This is a genomic window from Rhizobium sp. 11_C7_N12_5 (assembly GCF_051811145.1).
Lineage (GTDB): Bacteria > Pseudomonadota > Alphaproteobacteria > Rhizobiales > Rhizobiaceae > Rhizobium > Rhizobium lusitanum.
In genome coordinates this window covers 1,758,778-1,778,459 of record NZ_JBPWPY010000001.1, presented here as the reverse complement: position 1 = coordinate 1,778,459, position 19,682 = coordinate 1,758,778, and the positions used below count along the sequence as shown (strand labels likewise).

Below are 19,682 nucleotides of genomic sequence, written 5' to 3'. Positions count from 1 at the left end.
GCGGCCCATGCCAAAAAACGACGCGGCGCGGAAAGCACATCCCGCAACCAGCGGCAAACTTCACCGTCATGCCGAACGCTCGAGTTTTCCACCGCGATTCAACGCTTTCAACGCGTTGCAACATGGCGGAGTCCGACGCGGGCAGCAAGCAAGGATATAGGGTGGAATGTCGTAATCAGACGGTCAGCAATTCATGGGCAAGATCGCCATACGCGGTGAAGCGGTATTCGTAATCCAAACCGAGATAGGCGGCCGCTGCCTTTGCCTTTTCCTGCAGAGCCGGATCCTCCTCTTGCGAGAGATAGACGACCTTGCGGTAATTGCCGAAATACATGTCCCGCAGTTCCGGATGCCGGTCGAGGCCGAGCGGCACGACGACGAAGGACTCGAACTGCCGGGCGAGAAAGTCGGTGAGGAAAAACGAGGTGATGTCATCCTCGCGCGCTGCAAAGGCTTCGTTGCCGCTGAAGAAGGAATAGCAGTGCGGCCCCGAAAGGCGCTCGATGCCCTCACGCTCACAGATCTTGTCGATCATGCCGCCGGTTCCGCAATCGGCATAGCCGATGAAGATCCTCTCGAAACCCCGCGCGCGCGCATTCGCAATGGCTTCCTCCAATGCGGGCGCGATCTTCTGAGGGTAGGAGTGATAGATCGCGGGAAGACAGTGCAGATCGATGTGGTCGAGCTGATTTATTCTGGTGACCGCCAGTATCTCGCGCGCGATTGCGCCGCACGCGATCACATGAACTTTTCGCGTTGTCATGCGTTTATCACGCGGAGGATTTGTCTCCGCTTTTTGTTGATCGATATCCACTCAGAGAGGGTTCCAAATCATGACTGCACCGACATTCAGCAAAATCGCCGCCGCGCTTGCCGTCCTTATGGTACTTGCTTCATGCGCCAATACAATTCGCGGCGTCGGCAGGGATACGGCCAATGCCGTCAACGCGACGGAAGACGCCGGTCATACCGTCAAGAAGGCTGCCCAATAACCAATTTGGGATGCCAACGGGTCGGCGACAACCTTTCGGTTGTCGCCAGTTTGGAATCCGCTGCAATCAGGCTTGTGCAGCCAGGCTGTTGTGCTTGCGCTTCATGAAGTCCTTGGCGGTCTCAACCGCCACGGCCGCGTCGCGGCAATAGGCATCGGCGCCGACGGCCTTGCCGAACTCCTCGTTCAGCGGCGCGCCACCGACGAGAACGACGTAGTCGTCGCGCATGCCCTTTTCCTTAAGCGTATCGATGACGACCTTCATGTAGGGCATGGTGGTCGTTAGCAGTGCCGACATGCCGAGAATATCAGGCTGTTCGCGCTCGATGGCATCGAGATAGTTCTCGACGGGGTTGTTGATGCCAAGGTCGATGACGTCGAAGCCCGCGCCCTCCATCATCATGCCGACGAGGTTCTTGCCGATGTCGTGAATGTCGCCCTTGACGGTGCCGATCACCATCTTGCCGAGCTTCGGCGCGCCGGTCTCGACCAGGAGCGGCCGCAGGATAAACATGCCGGCCTTCATCGCATTGGCTGACAGCAACACTTCGGGCACGAAGAGAATGCCGTCGCGGAAATCGATGCCGACGATGCGCATGCCCTCGACCAGCGCTTGCGTGAGAATGTCATAAGGCGTCCAGCCGCGTTCGAGGAGGATATTGGTCGCTTCCTCGATTTCCTCCTTCAACCCGTCATACAGGTCGTCATGCATCTGCTGCACGAGTTCCTCGTCCGAAAGTTCCGAGAGAATGATTTCGTCGTCAGACATGCGCTCCATCCCGTTTTCGTGCAAATGCATCAGAGGCTTGTATAAAATACTGCCTCAATAAGCGATAAACCTCAACGATGACAAAATTCTTTTTGAAAGCGACGTCGCGCGGATTAATCGCGACGGACGGAAATGAGGCGATATCGTCGCGGCCATGTCTGTCCTATGCTAATTGCTGGCGCATTAAGGAACGTCCGGCCGACGGAATCGGCTAGCATAGAGTGAGGATAGACGCATTCATGCGCAGGAGCGAGGAAACATCATGGACGATATGAACGAGCAACCGGCTGCGGGCGGCGATGGCGGCGGACGACGTTCGCGCGGTGAGGGCAGAGGTGCAGCGGCAAGGCGCGCGTCGCGCAGCGGCGGCGGGCCGGGCCCTTCGCTTCCTTATATCGTCCGGAAGATCGGCGTTTACGAGGTGCTTGACGAAGAGGGCCTGCAGCTCATCGAGCGCAATGCCGATAAGGTTCTGGAGGAAATCGGCATCGAGTTTCGCGACGATGCGGAGGCCCTGGCGCTCTGGAAAGAGGCCGGCGCCGACGTGCGCGGGCAGCGCGTGCATTTTCCGAAGGGTCTTTGCCGCGAACTCCTGAAAACGGCACCGAAGGAATTCACCTGGCATGCGCGCAACAGCGCCCGCAACGCCCATGTCGGCGGCAAGGCGACGATCTTCGCGCCGGTCTACGGGCCGCCCTTTGTCCGTGACCTCGAAGGCAACCGCCGTTATGCGACGATCGAGGATTTCCGTAATTTCGTGAAGCTCGCCTACATGGCGCCCTCGATGCACTCGTCCGGCGGCACGGTCTGCGAGCCGGTCGACATTCCGGTCAACAAGCGCCATCTCGATATGGTCTACAGCCATATCAAATATTCCGACAAGCCATTCATGGGCTCGGTGACGGCGCCGGAGCGCGCCGAGGATACTGTCGCGATGGCGAAGATCGTCTTCGGCGACGATTTCGTCGAGAACAATTGCGTTACGCTCAACCTCATCAACGCCAATTCGCCGATGGTCTTCGACGAGACCATGCTCGGCGCGCTGAAGGTCTATGCGCGGCACAACCAGGCTTCAGTCGTTTCCCCCTTCATCCTTTCGGGCGCCATGAGCCCGGTGACGGTGGCGGGCACGCTGACGCAGATTCTCGCCGAAGTGCTTGCCGGCGCCTCGTTCACGCAGCTGATCCGCAAGGGTTCGCCGGTGCTCTACGGCACCTTCGCCGCCTCGATCTCGATGCAGTCGGGTGCGCCGACGTTCGGCACGCCGGAGCCGTCGCTGGTGTCCTATGGCTCCGCCCAGCTCGCGCGCCGTCTCGGTCTGCCGTTCCGTACCGGCGGCTCGCTCTGCGCTTCCAAGGTGCCGGATGCGCAGGCCGCGCATGAATCGGCCAATACCTTGAACATGACGCTGCTGGCCGGCACGAATTTCGTGCTGCATGCGGCCGGCTGGCTGGAAGGCGGTCTCGTGTCTTCCTACGAGAAGTTCATGATCGACCAGGACCAGCTCGGCATGATGCAGAAGATGGCCGAGGGTATCGATCTCTCCGAAAACGGTCAGGCGCTGGATGCCATCCGCGAAGTCGGTCCCGGCAGCCATTATCTCGGCTGCGCCCATACGCAGGCGAACTTCCAGAGCGCTTTTTATCGTTCGGCTCTGGCCGACAATAATTCCTTCGAGCAATGGGAAATCGAGGGGCAGAAGCGCGTTGAGGAGCGCGCCAATGCGCTTTGCCGCTCCTGGCTCGACCAATATGAAGCGCCGCCGCTCGATCCGGCGATCGACGAGGCACTGCTGGCCTATATCCAGAAGCGCAAGGATTCGATGCCGGACGCCTTCACTTGAAGAGAGCCCGAGGCCGCCAGGGAGCAAGGCGGTGCGATACGCGTTGCCGATCTGATCCAGAAGGAAGTCTGGCGGCCGCACTATCCATATAAGGGGCCACGGTGAACCGCGGTCCCGCCACATTCGAACAGCTCCGTGCGGCGCTCGGCGTCCACGGAGTTTTCGTTCGCGGCAGCCTGTCTTTCGACGCAGGCGAGGGGCCGGTGCTGGCCGACGGAAGGGTAGCGCGCAGCGTCGTCCTGCTCGGCAATGTCGGCGGCTCCATCTGGCGGCCCTTCTCGCGTTGGCGGCAATTGCCTGAGAATATGCTGCGCCGCGATCCGCTCGACGACTGGTCGAAGGCGATCATCCGGCCGATCGCTGACGAGTTCGCAGCGACGGCATATTTTCCCTCGGATCCTCCATGGCAGCCTTTCCAGCAGTGGGCCATGCGAGCGGAGGGCCTGAAGGCCTCGCCGCTCGGCATCCTGATCCATCCGGAATACGGCCTCTGGCACGGCTATCGCGGCGCCCTGGGTTTTGCCGATATTCTAGTGGATGACGGCGCGCCGGCGCGCGGCGCGCATCCTTGCGATCATTGCCTGGATAAGCCTTGTCTCGATGCTTGTCCCGTAGATGCAGTGGCGCCCGCCGGGTTCGACGTTCAGCGCTGTCGAACGTATCTGCGGGCTGATGAAGGGCAATGGGGCTGCATGGCGGCGGGCTGTCGCGCGCGCAATGCCTGTCCGGTTGGTGCCAGCTATCGTTATCCTGCCGCGCAGCTTGCCTTTCACATGGCGGCCCTCCAGTTGTAAGTGCGGATATCCATCCGGAGTTGTCAGCTTGATTCGATTGATGATCATCCTCGCGGTTCTTGTCTGCGCCACCGCGGCATCGGCCGGCGAGGCCTGCCGCAAGGTCGAGCATCTCGGTGATGGCTACACGGTTTGCACCTTCGATCCGGCGACCGACGATATCCAACTTTTCCAGAATGATCGCAGCGGCAAGCCCTATGGTTCGTTCCGGGCTTTGGAAAACGATCTGCGTCAGGACCGCGTCTATGTCCGCTTTGCCATGAACGGCGGCATGTATCTCGACGATCAGTCTCCCGTCGGGCTCTTCGTCGAAAACGGTCGTGAGCTGAAGAGGATAAATACCAACAAGGGGTGGGGCAATTTCCACCTGCTGCCGAACGGCGTCTTTTATCTCTTGCCGGGCCGTGCCGGCGTGATGGAAAGCAAGGCTTTTGCCACCTCGGGCATCAAGCCGTTCTACGCGACCCAGTCCGGCCCGATGCTCGTCATCGACGGCAAGCTCCATCCGTCGTTTCTTGCGGACAGCACCAGCTTCAAGACGCGAAACGGCGTTGGTGTCACCGGGGATGGCAAGGTCGTTTTCGCGATTTCGGATGGTCCCGTCCGCTTTCATGACTTTGCGACGCTTTTCCGCGACGACCTCGGCTGCGCGAACGCGCTGTTTCTGGACGGCAGCATTTCCAGCCTCGACATTCCTGAATGGCAAAGGCGGGACGGCCTGTTTCCACTCGGCCCCATCATCGCGGTGACCGAGTTATTGCCCGGCTGAATGCACGCCTGGCGACCGAGCCAGGATTCGGACCGGACGTTCGCAATGCGACACCGGCAGCGGATTCAGTTTCGGTCCCCGGCAGTGATCGTCAGGCAAACTGTTCGATGTAGGTCAGAATGTCGAACATGCCGTCCTTGGGCCCCGGATTGGCAGGAAAGTTTTCCGTAAAGCGCAAATATGCCCTTGGCTTCCTGTCATAGCCGCCGGCCTGCGGTTCTTCCCTGATGAGATGCTCTCGGATCGAGGGCGAGAGAAGATTGATTGTAGCGTCGTCTATGATCGGCTCAAGGATGACGGGCTCGCCATTGAATGCGATCGCCTCCGTTGCCGCTGTTGCGATGCCTGCCAGCTTGCGGATCTGGTCGTAGGACTCCGCCGGCAGCGGTGTCGGATGATAGGCCGCCATGCGGTGGTACATGATGTAGGCTTCGACCCAGTTCTGTGCATTGACGTGCAAGCGCATCGCCACGGCCTGGCGCTGCAGCATGAAGTCGGTGATGCGCGGCATCAGCGAGCCGCGATACTCCGGCGGCAGCCGGTTGTCGCGAAGCGCCTGCGATGCAAGATATTCGAGGCCGCCTCGGTAGCTGTCCCACTGGAACATGCATTCCTTGTTGCCCTGTTGCAGACGGGGGTCGTCGGAAACCGCAGTCACCCGAGCGAAGGGTTCCGGCATGAACAGCACATCGGCCTTGTCCAGCGCGCGGGTGGTGTAAAGAAAGGCCCAGAAAATAAAGGGTGTCGGGCTGGATATGGATCTCGCCAGGATGTCGCGCCGGATGATCATGAATTCTGGGAAGACATGCCGCTCCAGGATGAATTCCAGCATCGAATGGAAATCGCCCTTGGTATGCCGCGAGGGGTAGGACAGGTGATAGAAAGGCTGCATGTCTCCGCCGCCCGGCCGCCCGTCAACCAGAAGCCAAGGCGCCTGGATCATGCCGATCCGCCTGTCGTCCACCATGATGTGGAGATATTCGACGACCTTTTCCGGGATCAGCAGATCGTCATCGCCGAGGAAGACCGCGAAGTGGCCGCGAGCCCGCTGCATGGCAAAGGCGTAGTTGCTGATGAAGCCGGAATTGCGTGCCCGGCGATAGGCGCTGATTTCCGGATGGTGTGAGATCGACTGGATATAGGCAGCGGTGTCGTCGGTCGAGCAATCGTCGACAATGACGATTTCAAAAGGAATATCGAGCTTACGAAAAGCGTCCAGGTGGAAATTTATGTTCCGTTCAAGCAGGAACTGACGATTAAAGGTTGGAACGCAAATCGAAAGGACGGGGATTTCAGCAGAAGACATCGATTTCTCCACGGCATCGGCGCGATTCTGGGCGCGGACTTTGTCTTTTTGGATAAGCCGGTTTGCTTTCGCGGGGCTGGATAGTTCGGTCCTCCGCCGATCGGGCAGGGCATCCACGCACCAGTTCAGTGCAAGTTCCGACCCCTATGCTTTGAGGAGCGGTCCCGCGAGTTTTGCTAGGTGGCGATCGCAATTTGCCGAGGTCGTGTTGCCGGAAGGACGGCTACGCAGCTTGAGGCGAATAGCTTGGCCGATACCCCAGGTCCGGCGCCCATCTAGTATCAGGAGGCCTTGTGAGCAAAGTCAGTGTCATCATCCCCGCCTACAACGCGCAGGACTCCCTCGGCGACATAATTACGGCTGTTCTTGAAAATCGCGAGGTTTTGGAAGTGATCATCGTTGACGACACGTCGCGCGATGCCACCGCGCTGATCGTCGAACAATATGCCCGACGCGACGAGCGTGTACGGTTGCTGCGCAATCCGGAAAATCGCGGTGCCGGATACAGCCGCAATGCCGGCATGGCGGCGGCACGCGGCGACTACTACTATTTTCTCGACGCCGATGACATGATCGCCCATCGCTCGATCGACGAGGTCATCTATCATATGGAAGCCAATGGCTGCGACGTGATGGTGTTTCGTTATCGCTATGTCACCGACAAGAACGACCGCCTGGGTCCGATGTTGCAGATCGATGACGAGGCCTGGCGCCAGCTGGTCGGTGATGCGGACATCCGCATATTCACGCTTCAACAGTGCGCACGGCTGCTCTTTACCGTCAATTTCCCCTGGAACAAGATCGTCAGCGCCAAGCTTTGCCGGGAAACGGGCCTGCGTTTCTCAGAGACGCGCGTCCATAATGACATCTACGCCCACTGGCATATCTATATGCATGCACAGAGGATCGGCATGATGAATCGTTATCTCATCGGTCACCGAGTCTATGAGGAGCGGGCGCAGCTTACCAACGTGTTCACCGAAAAACGTTTCGAAATCTTCACGGCATTCGAGGAGGTGGAGGCGTTGTTCGCGCGCCTGCCTCTCATGAAACAGGCCTATTATCAGTGGTTCCTTTGCAGCAAGCTGGATCTGCTGCAATGGATCTATCCGCGTCTGCCGGTCAATCTCCGGGAGCGGTTTCTTACGCTGATCACACAGTCCTATGCGGGATATGATGAGCCTGAATACAACTACGTCCGTGCGCAGTCGCCCCAAATGGCCGAAGTATCGCTGAGGCTGAAGCGGGCGCCGCATCTCGTGCTTGGCAGATTGGCGAGTTAGCCGGCGATTCTAGTCGCCGTCGGCGAAAGACGGTGTAAAAAAGAGAGGCGCAACAGGCAGAGCCGTTGCGCCTCTCTTTTTGCATGCTCAATTCTATCGGATGTTATCGAGTTCGTTGAGCGCCGCCGGATCTTCGAACTCCTCGCGGCTGTAGATCGCAAAATCCGCCTCGGTCGATTCCTTGAACTTGTAGGGATTCTCGACGAGCTTCAGCAATGTCCATTGGGGGAACCTGCGGGCGATGTCGCTCGTGAACTTGCGATGCCGGACATGGGCGGCGCCACGGATGTCGGGGCCGTCGAAGTTGGAGGCATATATGACGACGTAGCGCCTGGAGAGGGAGAACAGCTGGTCGAGATAGTTGACATAGATCGCGTCATCGATGAGGTGGTAAAGCACATCGAGAGACAAGGCGCAGTCATAAGCGTCCTCTTGGGTTTCCCAATCAAGGGACTGGTCGCCTAGCCAGATGAACTGATAATTCGGCTTATCCCTATACATCGCCTGCGTGCGCTCGATCACGGTCTTCGAGACGTCGAAGCCGGTATAGCGATCGAATGCGAAATATTTCAGCTGATTGCCGTCGCCCGACCCCATTTCGGCAAAGGAGGAAAGCTCTTTCTTTCGGGCGAAGGCGTTGAGAAACAGCCCTTTGTAGTTGGCGAGGACATCGTAGGAGCCGGCTCCCGAATTGCCGCCGGTGCGGTAGCGGGTCTCCCAATAGCCGCTGGAATCAAAGCCAAGCGGGGCGTCTGGCGTCTTTGGCTGTTGCTGCGGAGGCGGCACGGGAGCGAGCCGCTGCGCCGGCGGCATGGCGATAGGCTGCGGCTGGGTCGGAATCGGCTGCTGCAACGGCGGCGCAAAAACCTCGCCGAGCGGAAGAGCCTCCCGAACCTGCTGCACCGATATGGCCTGCGGTACGGTCGCGGGCTGCTGCGCCTGCAGCGAGGGAGCCGGCTGTTGTACCAGCCAAAGCGGAACAGGCCGCTTGAGGTGCGAACCGGCATATTGCTCGATCGGAGCTGCTGGCGGCGGCGCGACCTCGGCCACCCGGCCGTTCATGACCATGTCTACCTCATGCAATTGTTTGGCGAGAGGAAACTTTTCCCGCACATATTGCGACCACTGATGCATCTGTCCGGCGATGATCTTCTCGACAGCCTCGTCCACCGATGAGAAACGGATTTCGTCGGGCCAGAATTCCTCGGCGCCGGGATAATCGTGAATCACGGGCAGGGCGCCGACGGCCATCGCTTCGGCGATGTTGTATCCAAAGCTTTCATGGATGGAGGTCGACAGAATGACGCCCTTGTCGGCTAAAAAAGCAGGCATGTCCCGCTGCCAGCCGTGGAAGAAGACGTGGCGAGCGAGGCCGAGCTTCTCCGTCGTACGCTGCAGGTAAGGCGCCATGACGAACTCTTCCTGCTCGCCGGCGACATGCAGGGTGTAGGACGGGTCCCTCTTCACCAGGGCATGCATGATCTGCAGGAACATTGGCTGGTTCTTGCGCATGAACGGCTTGGCTGCCCAAACGATCTTCTTCTTGTCTAGCGACGGGATCGGCTTGAATTTTTCGAGATTGAGGCCGTTCCAGACGACGTGTGTGCGTGTCTTTTGCGAGAGCTGCGGCACCCTGTGCCTCAGGACCCGAAGCATGTCGTGAGATACGAGGATCAGGTCGTCGATGAAGCCGAAGTTGATGCGTGTGGGAAAACTCGATTCCACGATTTCGAAACGATGCCAGCGCGCTATGACGCGTTTGCCGAGCCGGCGGATGTTCTGATTGATCGCATGCGCGAAGAGCTCGTTACAGAATTCGAACCAGACGATGTCGGCCCATTCCACGGCCGTTTCGATCTCTTTGTAAGTCTTCGGCTGAATCGCCAGGACTTCGTAAGTTTTTGAAAGATGATGATAGATGTCGCCGATGAAACTATCGACTTCGATGAGTATGGCCAGCTTCTTCTTCTGATGCATCTTCTTCTACCGTAAAAAGAGACGAGTGGTTCTTTGTCCCGACTTGACGGACGACATGACCGACCTTCGTGTCCGCCGAGCGCCGACATTCTTGGCAATATTCCGAACGCGCGATTGCCCCGCGTAGAAATTCCGCTTTCGACACTATGCCGACCAACTTTCGCGAGGCTGGATTGATTGCGCCTGGCGATGAGGCGGCGGTCGATTCCGGCCGTAAGCTTCGCAAAAGGAATGAACGCCAAGGTGTCGATCAAACGAGTTCGATTGGGGGCGGACATTCCGGAGCTGTTCATGCAGCCGCCTTCCTCAGATCGCGCCGTTGCTTCGGTCCAGGAATAGGGGACAGTCCAACATGTCATCGGCAGCGAACAGCCTGCACACGTCCGAATATGCCGCGCGCCCGGCAAACCAGATGCGGTGGTCCGACGCGCCGCCTCTGACTCAGGACATGCTGAGCGGCACATTCTGGAGCTTCGGCGACGTGAACCGCGGGATGTTCTCATCCTTCCTGGTGCTGGCGCCGGATGGGCTGATCGGTAACTATTTTGAACCTGACGTGGATTTCTGGCATGTCATGGGCGGCCGGCTTTGCCTGATCGACCGAGATGGACTGCCGTCGGTCATTTTCGATTCCGCGCATATCGAAGGCGACAATCTCATGGCGCTTGCGGGGCGTGGCGTGATCGGAGGTGTCGACGCCACCTACCTGCTGGTGCCGGTTGACCATCCTCCCCATCCGCTATTTCCGACACCGGCGGATGTCGAACGCCGCGCGACGTTCCGCGCCCAGCCGCAGCAGGGGATACGGCGCCCCAATCTTGTCGTCGTGCCCGCCAATTCGAAGTCTCTGCACCCGCGCTGGTTCGAAAAGATAGACGAAGCGACCCGCAACTGGGATCTTTGCATCGGTTATTACGGTGCCGAGGAACCGGAGGTTTCCGGTAGTCCTTACGAATATCTGGCGCATTTGCCAAAGCGCAAGAAGTTCAAGCTTCTCTACGACCTCTTTTACGAGGGCAGCCCGCTTTGGAACTATGAGCGCATATGGTTGCCGGACGACGACCTGCTGTGCAACGGCGAAGACCTCAACAGAATGTTCCACCTGTCGCACAAACACGGCCTCGATCTCGCACAGCCATCGCTCAAGCAAGACCAGGGCTCCTACCCCAACCATCCTTTGACGATTCAGAGACCCGATAGCCTGGTGCGCTATGAGGGTTTCGTCGAAATCATGTGTCCGCTCTTCTCGCAGCGTGCGCTGCAGATCTGCATCGGCTCCATGAGGGATGTCGAATCAGGCTATGGCCTCGATCACCTCTGGCCATCGTTCCTCGGGCGCCCCACGGCCCGAATGGCGATCATCGATGCTGTCGCCGTTGCCCATACGCGCCCGCTCGGCGCGACATACAATGTCAAGGCGGCGATCGACGAGCAGGCGGCGCTGTTCAAGGCATACCAGTACACGCCTCTGAAATATGCCGGCGTGCGGTGAGCCACCTGGTCCGGACGGCACTGCCGCAGTTTCCTGATGTCGTCGGCGCAATCCCGTGCGCCGATGCCTTGTCAGTTTCCCCAATGATCATTTTCGCACTCCACTAAACCCATCGCCGATATTGCGGGCGCCGAAAGTTTGAAAGCATGATTGATTTTTCGAAGGTAGACCTATTGATCGTCGGCGCGGGCTTTTATGGCGCGACGCTTGCGGAGCGGGTGGCGAACGAGCTTCAGAAGAACGTGCTTCTGATCGATCGCCGCAGCCATATCGGCGGCAATGCCTATAGCGAGTTCGACGGCCAGACCGGCATCGAGGTTCATCGTTACGGCGCCCATCTCTTCCACACGCCGAACGAGGTGGTCTGGACCTATCTCAACAGGTTCACCGAATTTACCGATTACAAGCATCGTGTCTATTCGAGCTATCGCAATCAGGTCTACTCGATGCCGATCAACCTCGGCACCATCTCGCAGTTTTTCAATCGGCGCCTTTCGCCGGATGAAGCGCGAGCTCTGATCGCGGAGCAGGCGGCCGAAATGGCAGGGCGCCACCCGGCGAACCTGGAAGAGAAGGCAATTTCCCTGATCGGCCGTCCGCTGTATGAAGCCTTCATCCGCGGCTACACTGCCAAGCAATGGCAAACGGACCCGCGTGACCTGCCGGAGCATATCATCACGCGGCTGCCGGTCCGCTACACGTTCGACAATCGGTATTTCAACGATAAGTTTGAAGGTCTGCCGGTCGACGGCTACACGGCCATCTTCGAGAGGATGCTGAAGCATCCGAGGATCGATATTGCTCTTGGTGTCGATTTCTTTTCGCTGAAATCCGCTTTGCCGCCCGGTCTCCCCATCGTCTACACAGGACCCATCGATCGCTATTTTGATTATTCCGAAGGCGAATTGGGTTGGCGTACGATCGATTTCGAGAAAGAGACCCTGAACACGGGCGATTTCCAGGGTACGGCCGTCATGAACTATGCCGACGAAGCGGTCCCTTATACCCGCATTCTTGAGTTCCGCCACTTCAATCCCGAGCGCAGCTATCAGACTGAAAAGACTGTTGTGGTGCGGGAGTATTCACGTTCGGCCCAACGCGCGGACGAGCCCTATTATCCGATCGACACGCGGCAGGACAAGGCGGTCTTCCTGCGGTATCGTGAGCGTGCCGAGGCGGAAGCCAACGTCCATTTCGGCGGACGGCTTGGCACCTATCGCTACCTTGATATGCATCAGGCGATCGGCGCGGCCCTGAAGGCATTCGACAGCCGGGTCGTGCCGCATTTTACCGAGGGGCGCCCTCTCGGTGGCGAGAAGTAGTGCAACGCCACCGCCGTCTTGGTTGTTCGATTGTCATGATGGCCGCTTGCGTCAGGTTTCAAGGCCTGACGCGGCAAGTCGCCGTTTAGCTGCGGCGTCTGCGCTCACGCACAGGCGCCGTTCCGCCTTCGTTGGCCGTCTTGTTGCGCATCGGGCCGATCCGCTCGACGATCACTTCCAGAGTCGGGCGCGGGCCGGGCGTATAGTTGTCGAGAGCCTCGCGCATGGCAGCGAGATGGCCGCAGGACGTGCCGCAGCAGCCGCCGATGATCTTGGCGCCCGCGTCGCGCGCAAGGCGCGCGTAGTCGGCCATCAGCGGTGGCGTGCCGGAATAATGGATCTCGGCGCCGCGATATTCGGGGATGCCGCAGTTACCCTTGACGATCACGACCGCGGCCGGATCGGAATCGGTCATGTCGAGCAGGCTCGACAGGATATCCGATGCGCCGACGCCGCAATTGGCGCCGACGGCGAGCGGACCATCGCCGACGTCCTTGGCAATGCCATGAATATCCTTCGGATGCAGGCCCATCATGGTCTTTCCGGCGGTATCGAACGAACCCGTATAGGTATAGGGCAGGCCGACCTTGACGGCAGCTTCTGCTGCTGCGCGTATTTCCTCGGGCGAGGACATGGTCTCGATCCAGGCGACGTCGGCACCACCGGCCTGCAGGCCTTCGATCTGTTCGACGAAGGCGGAAACTGCGTCTTCATAGGTCAATGCGCCGAGCGGCACCAGCAGCTCGCCCGTCGGCCCAACGGAACCGGCGACGATGATCTTGCGGTCAGTCTTGTCGGCGACGGCACGGGCAATCTCGGCGGCCACCTTGTTCAGGCTGTGCACGCGATCCTGCGCGTGGTGCAGCTTCAAGCGATGACGCGTTCCGCCAAAGGTATTGGTCAGGATGATGTCGGCGCCGGCGTCAACGAAATCCTGATGCAGTTTTGCAATCCGCTCGGGGTGCTGCTCGTTCCACAGTTCCGGGGCTTCACCCGCTTCCAGGCCCATGGCAAAGAGATTGGTGCCCGTCGCGCCGTCGGCGAGCAGCACGCCTTTTTCAGCAAGAAGATCGGTCAAGGGATTGGTTGCGACGGTCATGGCGTCTTCTCCGGATATGCGGATGTTCGGTTATGAAATGCAGATATAAACATTTCTTTATATGAGTGCAACGAGCGAACAGCGATAAGCATATTCATCTTGCATAAAGAGGAAGAGAGCGCCCTGCGCAGGCGCTCTCCTTTGTTAGACAAGGAGGTCTTTAAGCCGCCGCCATCTGCGCCGCGTCATGGGTTGTCGGCGTCACCATGGCGGAGATGATGCTTTGCAGGTCTATCGCACCGATGGGCTTGCCACCGGCATCGGTGACGACGGCTCCGGTGTGTCCGGCGTCGGTTATCCGTTTGGCGGCGATTTCCAGCGTCATATCGCCGGGTACGCGGCTGCCGCCGGGGTCACCGGCGAGCGGCTTCATGATGGTCTGAGCCTGGATGATACGACCGCGGTTCACTTCCTTGACGAAGGCGGTGATGTAGTCGTCCGCGGGTTTCAGCACGATCTCTTGGCCGCTTCCCTGCTGCACGACCTTGCCGTCGCGCAGAATCGCGATCTTGTCGCCGAGGCGGAGTGCCTCGTCGAGATCGTGGGTGATGAAGACGACGGTCTTCTTCAGCTCTTTTTGCAGGTCGAGCAGCACGCTCTGCATGTCCACGCGGATGAGCGGATCGAGCGCCGAATAAGCTTCGTCCATCAGCAGGATATCGGCGTCATTGGTCAGGGCGCGGGCGAGCCCCACGCGCTGCTGCATGCCGCCGGAGAGCTGGTTCGGATAGTGCCTTTCGAAACCTTTGAGGCCGACGCGTTCGATCCAGTATTGTCCCTTCTTCTCGCCTTCAGCACGGGGCACGCCCTGAATGTCCAGGCCGTAAATGGTGTTTTCGATGACCGTGCGATGCGGCAGCAAAGCGAATTTCTGAAACACCATCGCCGTCTTGTGACGGCGGAATTCACGCAGGGCGTTTTCGTTCATTTTGCAGACGTCGATGCCGTCATAGAGCACTTCGCCGGCGGTCGGCTCGATCAGCCTGTTGATATGACGGATCAGCGTCGATTTGCCGGAGCCGGAAAGGCCCATGACGACGGTGATGGCGCCGGCCGGCATGTCAATGTTGATGTCCTGCAGGCCGAGCACGTGACCATGAGTCTCGTTGAGTTCGGTCTTGCTGATGCCGTTCTTGACCATGTCGACAAAGTCGCGCCCGCGCGGACCGAAGATTTTGTAGAGGCTTTTGATCTGGATCGCGTGACTAGCCATGAATGACCTCCGAGTGCTTCTGGAGCCTTCTGCCGTAGGCCTGGCTCGTGCGGTCGAAAATGATGGCGATTGCGACCAGCGCGAAACCGTTGAGGAAGCCGACCGTGAAGAACTGGTTGTTGATCGCCTGCAGCGTGTTCTTGCCGAGACCGCCGACGCCGACCATCGATGCGACCACGACCATGGCAAGCGACATCATGATGGTCTGGTTGATGCCTGCCATGATGGTGGGCAACGCGAGCGGGATCTGCACGTTGAAAAGCTTCTGGCGATGCGACGAGCCAAAAGCATCGGCGGCTTCCAGCACCTCCTTGTCCACCAGGCGAATGCCGAGATTGGTCAACCGGATCATCGGCGGGACGGCATAGATGACGACAGCGATAAGGCCAGGAACCTTTCCAATGCCGAAAATCACCACAACGGGAATAAGATAGACGAAGCTCGGCATCGTCTGCATCACGTCGAGGATCGGATTGACGATCGACTGCATCCGGTCGGAGCGGGCCATCAGTATGCCGATCGGCAGGCCGATGACGATGGCGATGAGCGTACAGACGGTCACCATCGCAAGCGTTATCATGGTGTCGCCCCAGAGGCCGCAGACGCCGATGAGGGTCATCGATATCGCAGTGCCTATGACGATCTTGAGGTTGCGGCTGGCGGCGTAGACAACGAGCATCATGACGAGAAGCACGATGAACCACGGCGTGTTGGTGAAGAGCCATTCCAGATAGTTCAGAAACCATTGCAGCGGCTGAACTATGGCGTCGATGATATTGCCGTAGGCGCGCACGGATGCCCTGAACCCATCGTCGATATTCTTGCGTGCGAGGCGTATGAGCGATTCGTCTATTGCCGGAAAATTGCAAAGCACATCTGGCAGGATCGTACACTGAATAGCCATGTATTTCCCCTTCTTTGTCCGGCTCTGTCCCTGTCAGTGCATGTGGCCTTCATGTACGGACGGTGTTGCAGCGCTGCGACCGGTTCTTCAGGCTGCTTTTTAATTCTTACTACATTTGCCGCCGCCAATCTGCACTCGTTGCGACCTGTGGCCGCGTCGGTCTGTCGGTATGAGTGTCAGTCGCATCCGGCGAATATAAAATCGGCGACAGACGCAGGCCTGCCGCCGATTCATTCGTGCGGATTAGAGCGAAGCCTTGACCTTGGTGGCGACGTCTGGAGAAACCCACTTGGTCCACATATCGGGGTAGGTCTTCAGGAAGTACTTCGCACCGTCTTCGTTCGTGCCCTGATTGTCCGTCATCCAGGCCAGAACCTTGCCAACCGTGCCATTGTCCCATTTGCGGGTCTTGACGTAATCCATGGCAATGCCAGCCTTGGATGCGAAAGCCTTCGTTACGACCGTGTAGACGTCCGAAACCGGATAGGAATTCACCTTCGGATTGGCGCAATCCTGGATCGCCGTGCAGGCATCCCATTCCTTCTTGTCGTGCGGGACGCCGAAGCTCAGACGCACCATTTCGTACTTGCCGAGGATGGCTGTCGGTGCCCAATAGTAGCCGAACCAGCCGATCTTCTTTTCGAAAGCGTTGGCGATCGAGCCGTCAAGACCCGCGGCAGAGCCGGTATCGACCAACGTAAAGCCGAGCTTCTCTGCACCGAGCGCCTTGTAGAGATTGGCGGTCGAGATCTGGCAGTTCCAGCCTGCCGGGCAATTGTATACCGCGCCCTTGGAAGAATCCTCGGGGGCGGGGAAGAGTTCCGGATGCTTCAGCGCGTCCTGAACGGTCTTGATGTCGGGATGCGCGTCGGCGAGGAATTTCGGAATCCACCAGCCCTCGACGCCGCCATCGCTCAGGAGCGGCGCTGCCTCGATCAGACGACCTTCGGACACGGCCTTGTCGAGCGCGGTGCGTACTGCGTTGACCCAAAGCTCGGGCGCGACGTCGGGTTGGCCCTTTTCGTTCATGGAGGTGAAGGTCGGCTGCGTGTCGCCGGTTACCAGTGTGACGTTACAGCCATAGCCATTCTGAAGGATGATCTTGTCGACCTGAGCGGCAACGCCGGCAGAGGCCCAATTCATTTCGGCGATCGATACATCGCCGCATTCCGCGGCGTGCGCCGAGCCAGCCAAAGCGTAGGCGCCGAATGCGAAGATGGCGGAAGCGAGAAGCTTCTTCATTGATAATGTCTCCCAATTTCTCGTTACGTTACGGAAATCGACTCCAAGCGGATATGGTGTCTGTCGATCCCCGTCAGCGCGGTTCAACCACAACCGTTCATACGCCGCTGACGACGCCCGCACGGTCCCCTTTGCTGCTGTCGTGCATCTGGTCTTTTTGCGACCGCGGAACCCTGTCGCGGCCGAGCATTTTCTACATCGACAGCGAGCAGCGTAAGGATTTGAATGAAGAAATCAACAGTCTGTCGGCTGATTGAACTTATCGCGCCTGTTGGAGAAGCTTATATAAGCGCCTGAATTAGCCTATTTTCTACTATTCGCGGCTGCAAAATGGGCATTGCGAGGCTTCAACGAAGCTTTAAAGCATAGGCGAAGTTAAATACCGCTAAAATATCGCGTCCTTGAAAGACGTTTTCTATTCCATTTGCGTCGTTTGCGATTTCGCAACGAGAATGAGAAAATTTTCAAAAAATTTTCGGATTCATTCTTATTTAAGCAATTAATAACGCTCCGGTAACGATGTCGGTTTATCAATCGATGCGTGGCGGGGGACACCGCTGCTTCTTCGGCTTAGGTAGTGCGTACCGGAGAAAGCGAACCTTGCGGCGTTTGTGCAAGGGAGCCGGCGTTTTTGGCAAACCGCGTTGATCCTCGGATCGCGCGGTTTTCGCGTTTTATGGCCGCCGCGTTCCGGGGAGGCGACCGTGGGGTGGATAGCCGGCTTCCGGCCAATGCCGGATTTTATTTCCCCATATGGAATGAAAAAATAAAGCCGCCGATGCGGTCGCTTGGCGGCTTGTCGTGCGCAGGACCTGAGGCTTGACCGGCTATCAACCGACGTTATAGGTCCGGATGAAGCCGACTGTGCCGAAACGCGTATCAAGCTGCTGCAGGCGGGTATCAGGGCGGTTTGCCGGCAGTTTGCCATTCCAGGCGATCTGGATGGAATTCTGTCTGTTGAAGATGAAGAGCATCGGGGTATCCTCCAGGCCGAAACGGCCGGTTTTCGGTGTTTGTTTTCGCGGTGGAGATAATCCTCTTCAGTATAACTAACAATGGATGAAATCGTCATCCGATGTCGCAAATAGAGCATGGTGCGACGTGATGTATTTTTGTATCGTGCCGGTGGCTTCAGGCCGTTGGGGATCGCGGCGAAATCAAGGCAAAATTCCGTGTTTTCAGGGGCTGTAGCATCTCGGAGCGATGAAGAATGACGAAGGCGATCATGCTGCAGGGAACCGGCTCCGATGTCGGAAAAACGGTATTGGTCGCCGGGCTGTGCCGCCTGTTCGCCAACAGAGGTGTCAGGGTCCGTCCCTTCAAGCCGCAGAACATGTCCAACAATGCCGCCGTTGCCGAAGATGGCGGTGAGATCGGCCGCGCCCAGTGGCTGCAATCGCTGGCGGCGCGCGTTCCGTCATCCGTGCATATGAACCCGGTGCTGCTGAAGCCGCAATCGGAGACGGGCAGCCAGATCATCGTGCAGGGCAAGGTCTGGGGGCATGCGAAGGGCAGGGACTATCAGGCGCTCAAGCCGCAGCTGCTCGGCGCCGTCTTGGAAAGCTTCGCGGCCATGCGCGCTGGAACCGACCTTGTCATCGTCGAGGGCGCCGGTTCGCCTGCCGAAATCAATCTCAGGCGGGGCGATATCGCCAATATGGGCTTTGCCACCCGCGCCAACGTGCCTGTGGTGCTGGTCGGCGATATCGACCGCGGCGGCGTCATCGCGTCGCTGGTGGGTACCTATCATATCTTGCCGGAAAAGGATCGGCGCATGATCCGCGGCTACCTCATCAACAAGTTTCGCGGCGATGTCTCGCTGTTTGGAGAGGGCATAGACGCGATCGGCACGTTCACCGGCTGGCCGTGTCATGGCATCGTGCCGTGGCTGAAGGCGGCCGGCCGCCTTCCTGCCGAGGATTCCGTTGTGCTGGAACGGCTCACACGGGGCTCCTCCGGCGCCTTGAAAATTGCCGTGCCGGTGCTGTCACGCATTGCGAATTTCGACGACCTCGATCCGCTGCGAGCCGAACCCGACGTCGATCTCGTCTTCGTCCGGGCCGGTGAACGGCTGCCTGATGATGCGGGCCTTGTGGTTTTGCCGGGGTCGAAGTCGACAATCGGTGACCTGCTCGATCTGCGGGAACAGGGATGGGATGTTGATATTGCCGCCCATATGCGCCGCGGCGGCCGCGTCATCGGGATTTGCGGCGGTTATCAGATGCTCGGCCGCATGGTCTTTGATCCGCTCGGCATCGAAGGATCGGTGACGGAGACGCCCGGACTTGGCCTGCTGGATATCGAGACGGAAATGGCGCCTGAAAAGACCGTCCGCAACAGCCAGGCTTTCTCCAGGGAATACGACGTGCCGCTGTCCGGCTACGAAATCCATCTCGGCGTGACCAGCGGCCCGGATTGTGATCGCCCCTCGACCGTCATCGATGGCCGGCCGGACGGAGCGCTGTCGCCCGACGGCCGCGTCATGGGGACATACCTGCACGGGCTTTTCGGCAGCGATGCGTACCGGGCAAGACTGCTCGAAAGCTTCGGCCTTAACGGCGAGCGGACGGGCTACCGCGCGGGCGTCGACGCGGCGCTGGACGAGATCGCGACCGAACTGGAAGGCGTCCTCGATCCTGCCTGGCTCGACAGCCTTGTCAGCTAGGGCAATTCCAGGA

Annotated in this window: 17 protein-coding genes; 8 read left to right on the top strand and 9 right to left on the bottom strand. The window is 58.9% G+C overall.

Going from position 1 to position 19,682, the window contains the following annotated elements:
• Window positions 1-175: 175 nt before the first annotated feature.
• Entirely contained in the window at window positions 176-763 is a 588-nt protein-coding gene (locus AB8B29_RS08825) for a DUF1638 domain-containing protein (protein WP_047557953.1), read from the bottom strand.
• Window positions 764-833: 70 nt separating this feature from the next.
• Between AB8B29_RS08825 and AB8B29_RS08820 the strand changes: the two genes are divergently transcribed.
• On the top strand, window positions 834-992 hold the full coding sequence (locus AB8B29_RS08820; protein WP_037202590.1) for an entericidin A/B family lipoprotein: 159 nt from the start codon (window positions 834-836) through the stop codon (window positions 990-992).
• 66 nt (window positions 993-1,058) lie between these two features.
• Here AB8B29_RS08820 and AB8B29_RS08815 read toward each other — a convergent pair whose 3' ends face one another.
• Window positions 1,059-1,760, bottom strand: a complete 702-nt coding sequence (locus AB8B29_RS08815) for a corrinoid protein (protein ID WP_037202864.1) — start codon at window positions 1,758-1,760, stop codon at window positions 1,059-1,061.
• Between the two features lie 262 nt (window positions 1,761-2,022).
• On the opposite strand from AB8B29_RS08815, the gene AB8B29_RS08810 reads away from it, so the two are divergent.
• The 3 genes from AB8B29_RS08810 (at window position 2,023) to AB8B29_RS08800 (ending at window position 5,166) form a co-directional block, all read left to right on the top strand.
• Entirely contained in the window at window positions 2,023-3,603 is a 1,581-nt protein-coding gene (locus AB8B29_RS08810) for a trimethylamine methyltransferase family protein (protein ID WP_037202588.1), read from the top strand.
• 101 nt (window positions 3,604-3,704) lie between these two features.
• The gene (locus AB8B29_RS08805; protein WP_047639832.1) at window positions 3,705-4,397 is read left to right on the top strand and encodes a 4Fe-4S dicluster domain-containing protein; all 693 of its coding nucleotides are present in this window, start codon (window positions 3,705-3,707) and stop codon (window positions 4,395-4,397) included.
• A gap of 40 nt (window positions 4,398-4,437) precedes the next feature.
• Window positions 4,438-5,166, top strand: coding sequence for a phosphodiester glycosidase family protein (locus AB8B29_RS08800; RefSeq protein WP_186453443.1), 729 nt, complete (start codon window positions 4,438-4,440; stop codon window positions 5,164-5,166).
• A gap of 91 nt (window positions 5,167-5,257) precedes the next feature.
• Here AB8B29_RS08800 and AB8B29_RS08795 read toward each other — a convergent pair whose 3' ends face one another.
• Window positions 5,258-6,472: a glycosyltransferase family 2 protein gene (locus AB8B29_RS08795; RefSeq protein ID WP_113119317.1), complete on the bottom strand. Its 1,215-nt coding sequence runs from the start codon at window positions 6,470-6,472 to the stop codon at window positions 5,258-5,260.
• A gap of 293 nt (window positions 6,473-6,765) precedes the next feature.
• Between AB8B29_RS08795 and AB8B29_RS08790 the strand changes: the two genes are divergently transcribed.
• The gene (locus tag AB8B29_RS08790) at window positions 6,766-7,755 is read left to right on the top strand and encodes a glycosyltransferase family 2 protein (RefSeq protein ID WP_047639829.1); all 990 of its coding nucleotides are present in this window, start codon (window positions 6,766-6,768) and stop codon (window positions 7,753-7,755) included.
• Window positions 7,756-7,848: 93 nt separating this feature from the next.
• Here AB8B29_RS08790 and AB8B29_RS08785 read toward each other — a convergent pair whose 3' ends face one another.
• Window positions 7,849-9,732, bottom strand: a complete 1,884-nt coding sequence (locus tag AB8B29_RS08785; protein WP_052224315.1) for a glycosyltransferase — start codon at window positions 9,730-9,732, stop codon at window positions 7,849-7,851.
• A 352-nt stretch (window positions 9,733-10,084) separates the two neighbouring features.
• Here AB8B29_RS08785 and AB8B29_RS08780 point away from each other — a divergent pair, with 352 nt between their 5' ends.
• Window positions 10,085-11,224 carry a DUF707 domain-containing protein gene (locus AB8B29_RS08780; RefSeq protein WP_052212357.1) on the top strand — a complete coding sequence of 380 codons (1,140 nt, stop codon included), beginning with the start codon at window positions 10,085-10,087 and terminating at the stop codon, window positions 11,222-11,224.
• A gap of 146 nt (window positions 11,225-11,370) precedes the next feature.
• Window positions 11,371-12,546 (top strand): UDP-galactopyranose mutase, encoded by a 1,176-nt coding sequence (glf, locus tag AB8B29_RS08775; protein WP_173410917.1) that lies wholly within the window; start codon window positions 11,371-11,373, stop codon window positions 12,544-12,546.
• Window positions 12,547-12,631: 85 nt separating this feature from the next.
• Here glf and bmt read toward each other — a convergent pair whose 3' ends face one another.
• The 5 genes from bmt to AB8B29_RS08750 all read right to left on the bottom strand — a co-directional run bounded on the left by bmt (window position 12,632) and on the right by AB8B29_RS08750 (window position 17,978).
• Window positions 12,632-13,645, bottom strand: a complete 1,014-nt coding sequence (gene bmt / locus AB8B29_RS08770) for a betaine--homocysteine S-methyltransferase (RefSeq protein ID WP_047639828.1) — start codon at window positions 13,643-13,645, stop codon at window positions 12,632-12,634.
• A gap of 160 nt (window positions 13,646-13,805) precedes the next feature.
• A complete protein-coding gene (locus AB8B29_RS08765) occupies window positions 13,806-14,858 on the bottom strand; it encodes a quaternary amine ABC transporter ATP-binding protein (protein WP_037202578.1) in 1,053 nt (350 codons plus the stop codon).
• Window positions 14,851-15,762, bottom strand: coding sequence for an ABC transporter permease (locus tag AB8B29_RS08760; RefSeq protein WP_037202577.1), 912 nt, complete (start codon window positions 15,760-15,762; stop codon window positions 14,851-14,853). The genes AB8B29_RS08765 and AB8B29_RS08760 overlap by 8 nt, the downstream gene beginning before the upstream one ends.
• Window positions 15,763-16,005: 243 nt before the next feature.
• On the bottom strand, window positions 16,006-17,004 hold the full coding sequence (locus tag AB8B29_RS08755; RefSeq protein WP_037202576.1) for an ABC transporter substrate-binding protein: 999 nt from the start codon (window positions 17,002-17,004) through the stop codon (window positions 16,006-16,008).
• A gap of 830 nt (window positions 17,005-17,834) precedes the next feature.
• Window positions 17,835-17,978 carry a hypothetical protein gene (locus AB8B29_RS08750; RefSeq protein WP_092573908.1) on the bottom strand — a complete coding sequence of 48 codons (144 nt, stop codon included), beginning with the start codon at window positions 17,976-17,978 and terminating at the stop codon, window positions 17,835-17,837.
• A 236-nt stretch (window positions 17,979-18,214) separates the two neighbouring features.
• On the opposite strand from AB8B29_RS08750, the gene AB8B29_RS08745 reads away from it, so the two are divergent.
• Window positions 18,215-19,669, top strand: a complete 1,455-nt coding sequence (locus AB8B29_RS08745; RefSeq protein ID WP_113119316.1) for a cobyric acid synthase — start codon at window positions 18,215-18,217, stop codon at window positions 19,667-19,669.
• Window positions 19,670-19,682: the final 13 nt, after the last annotated feature.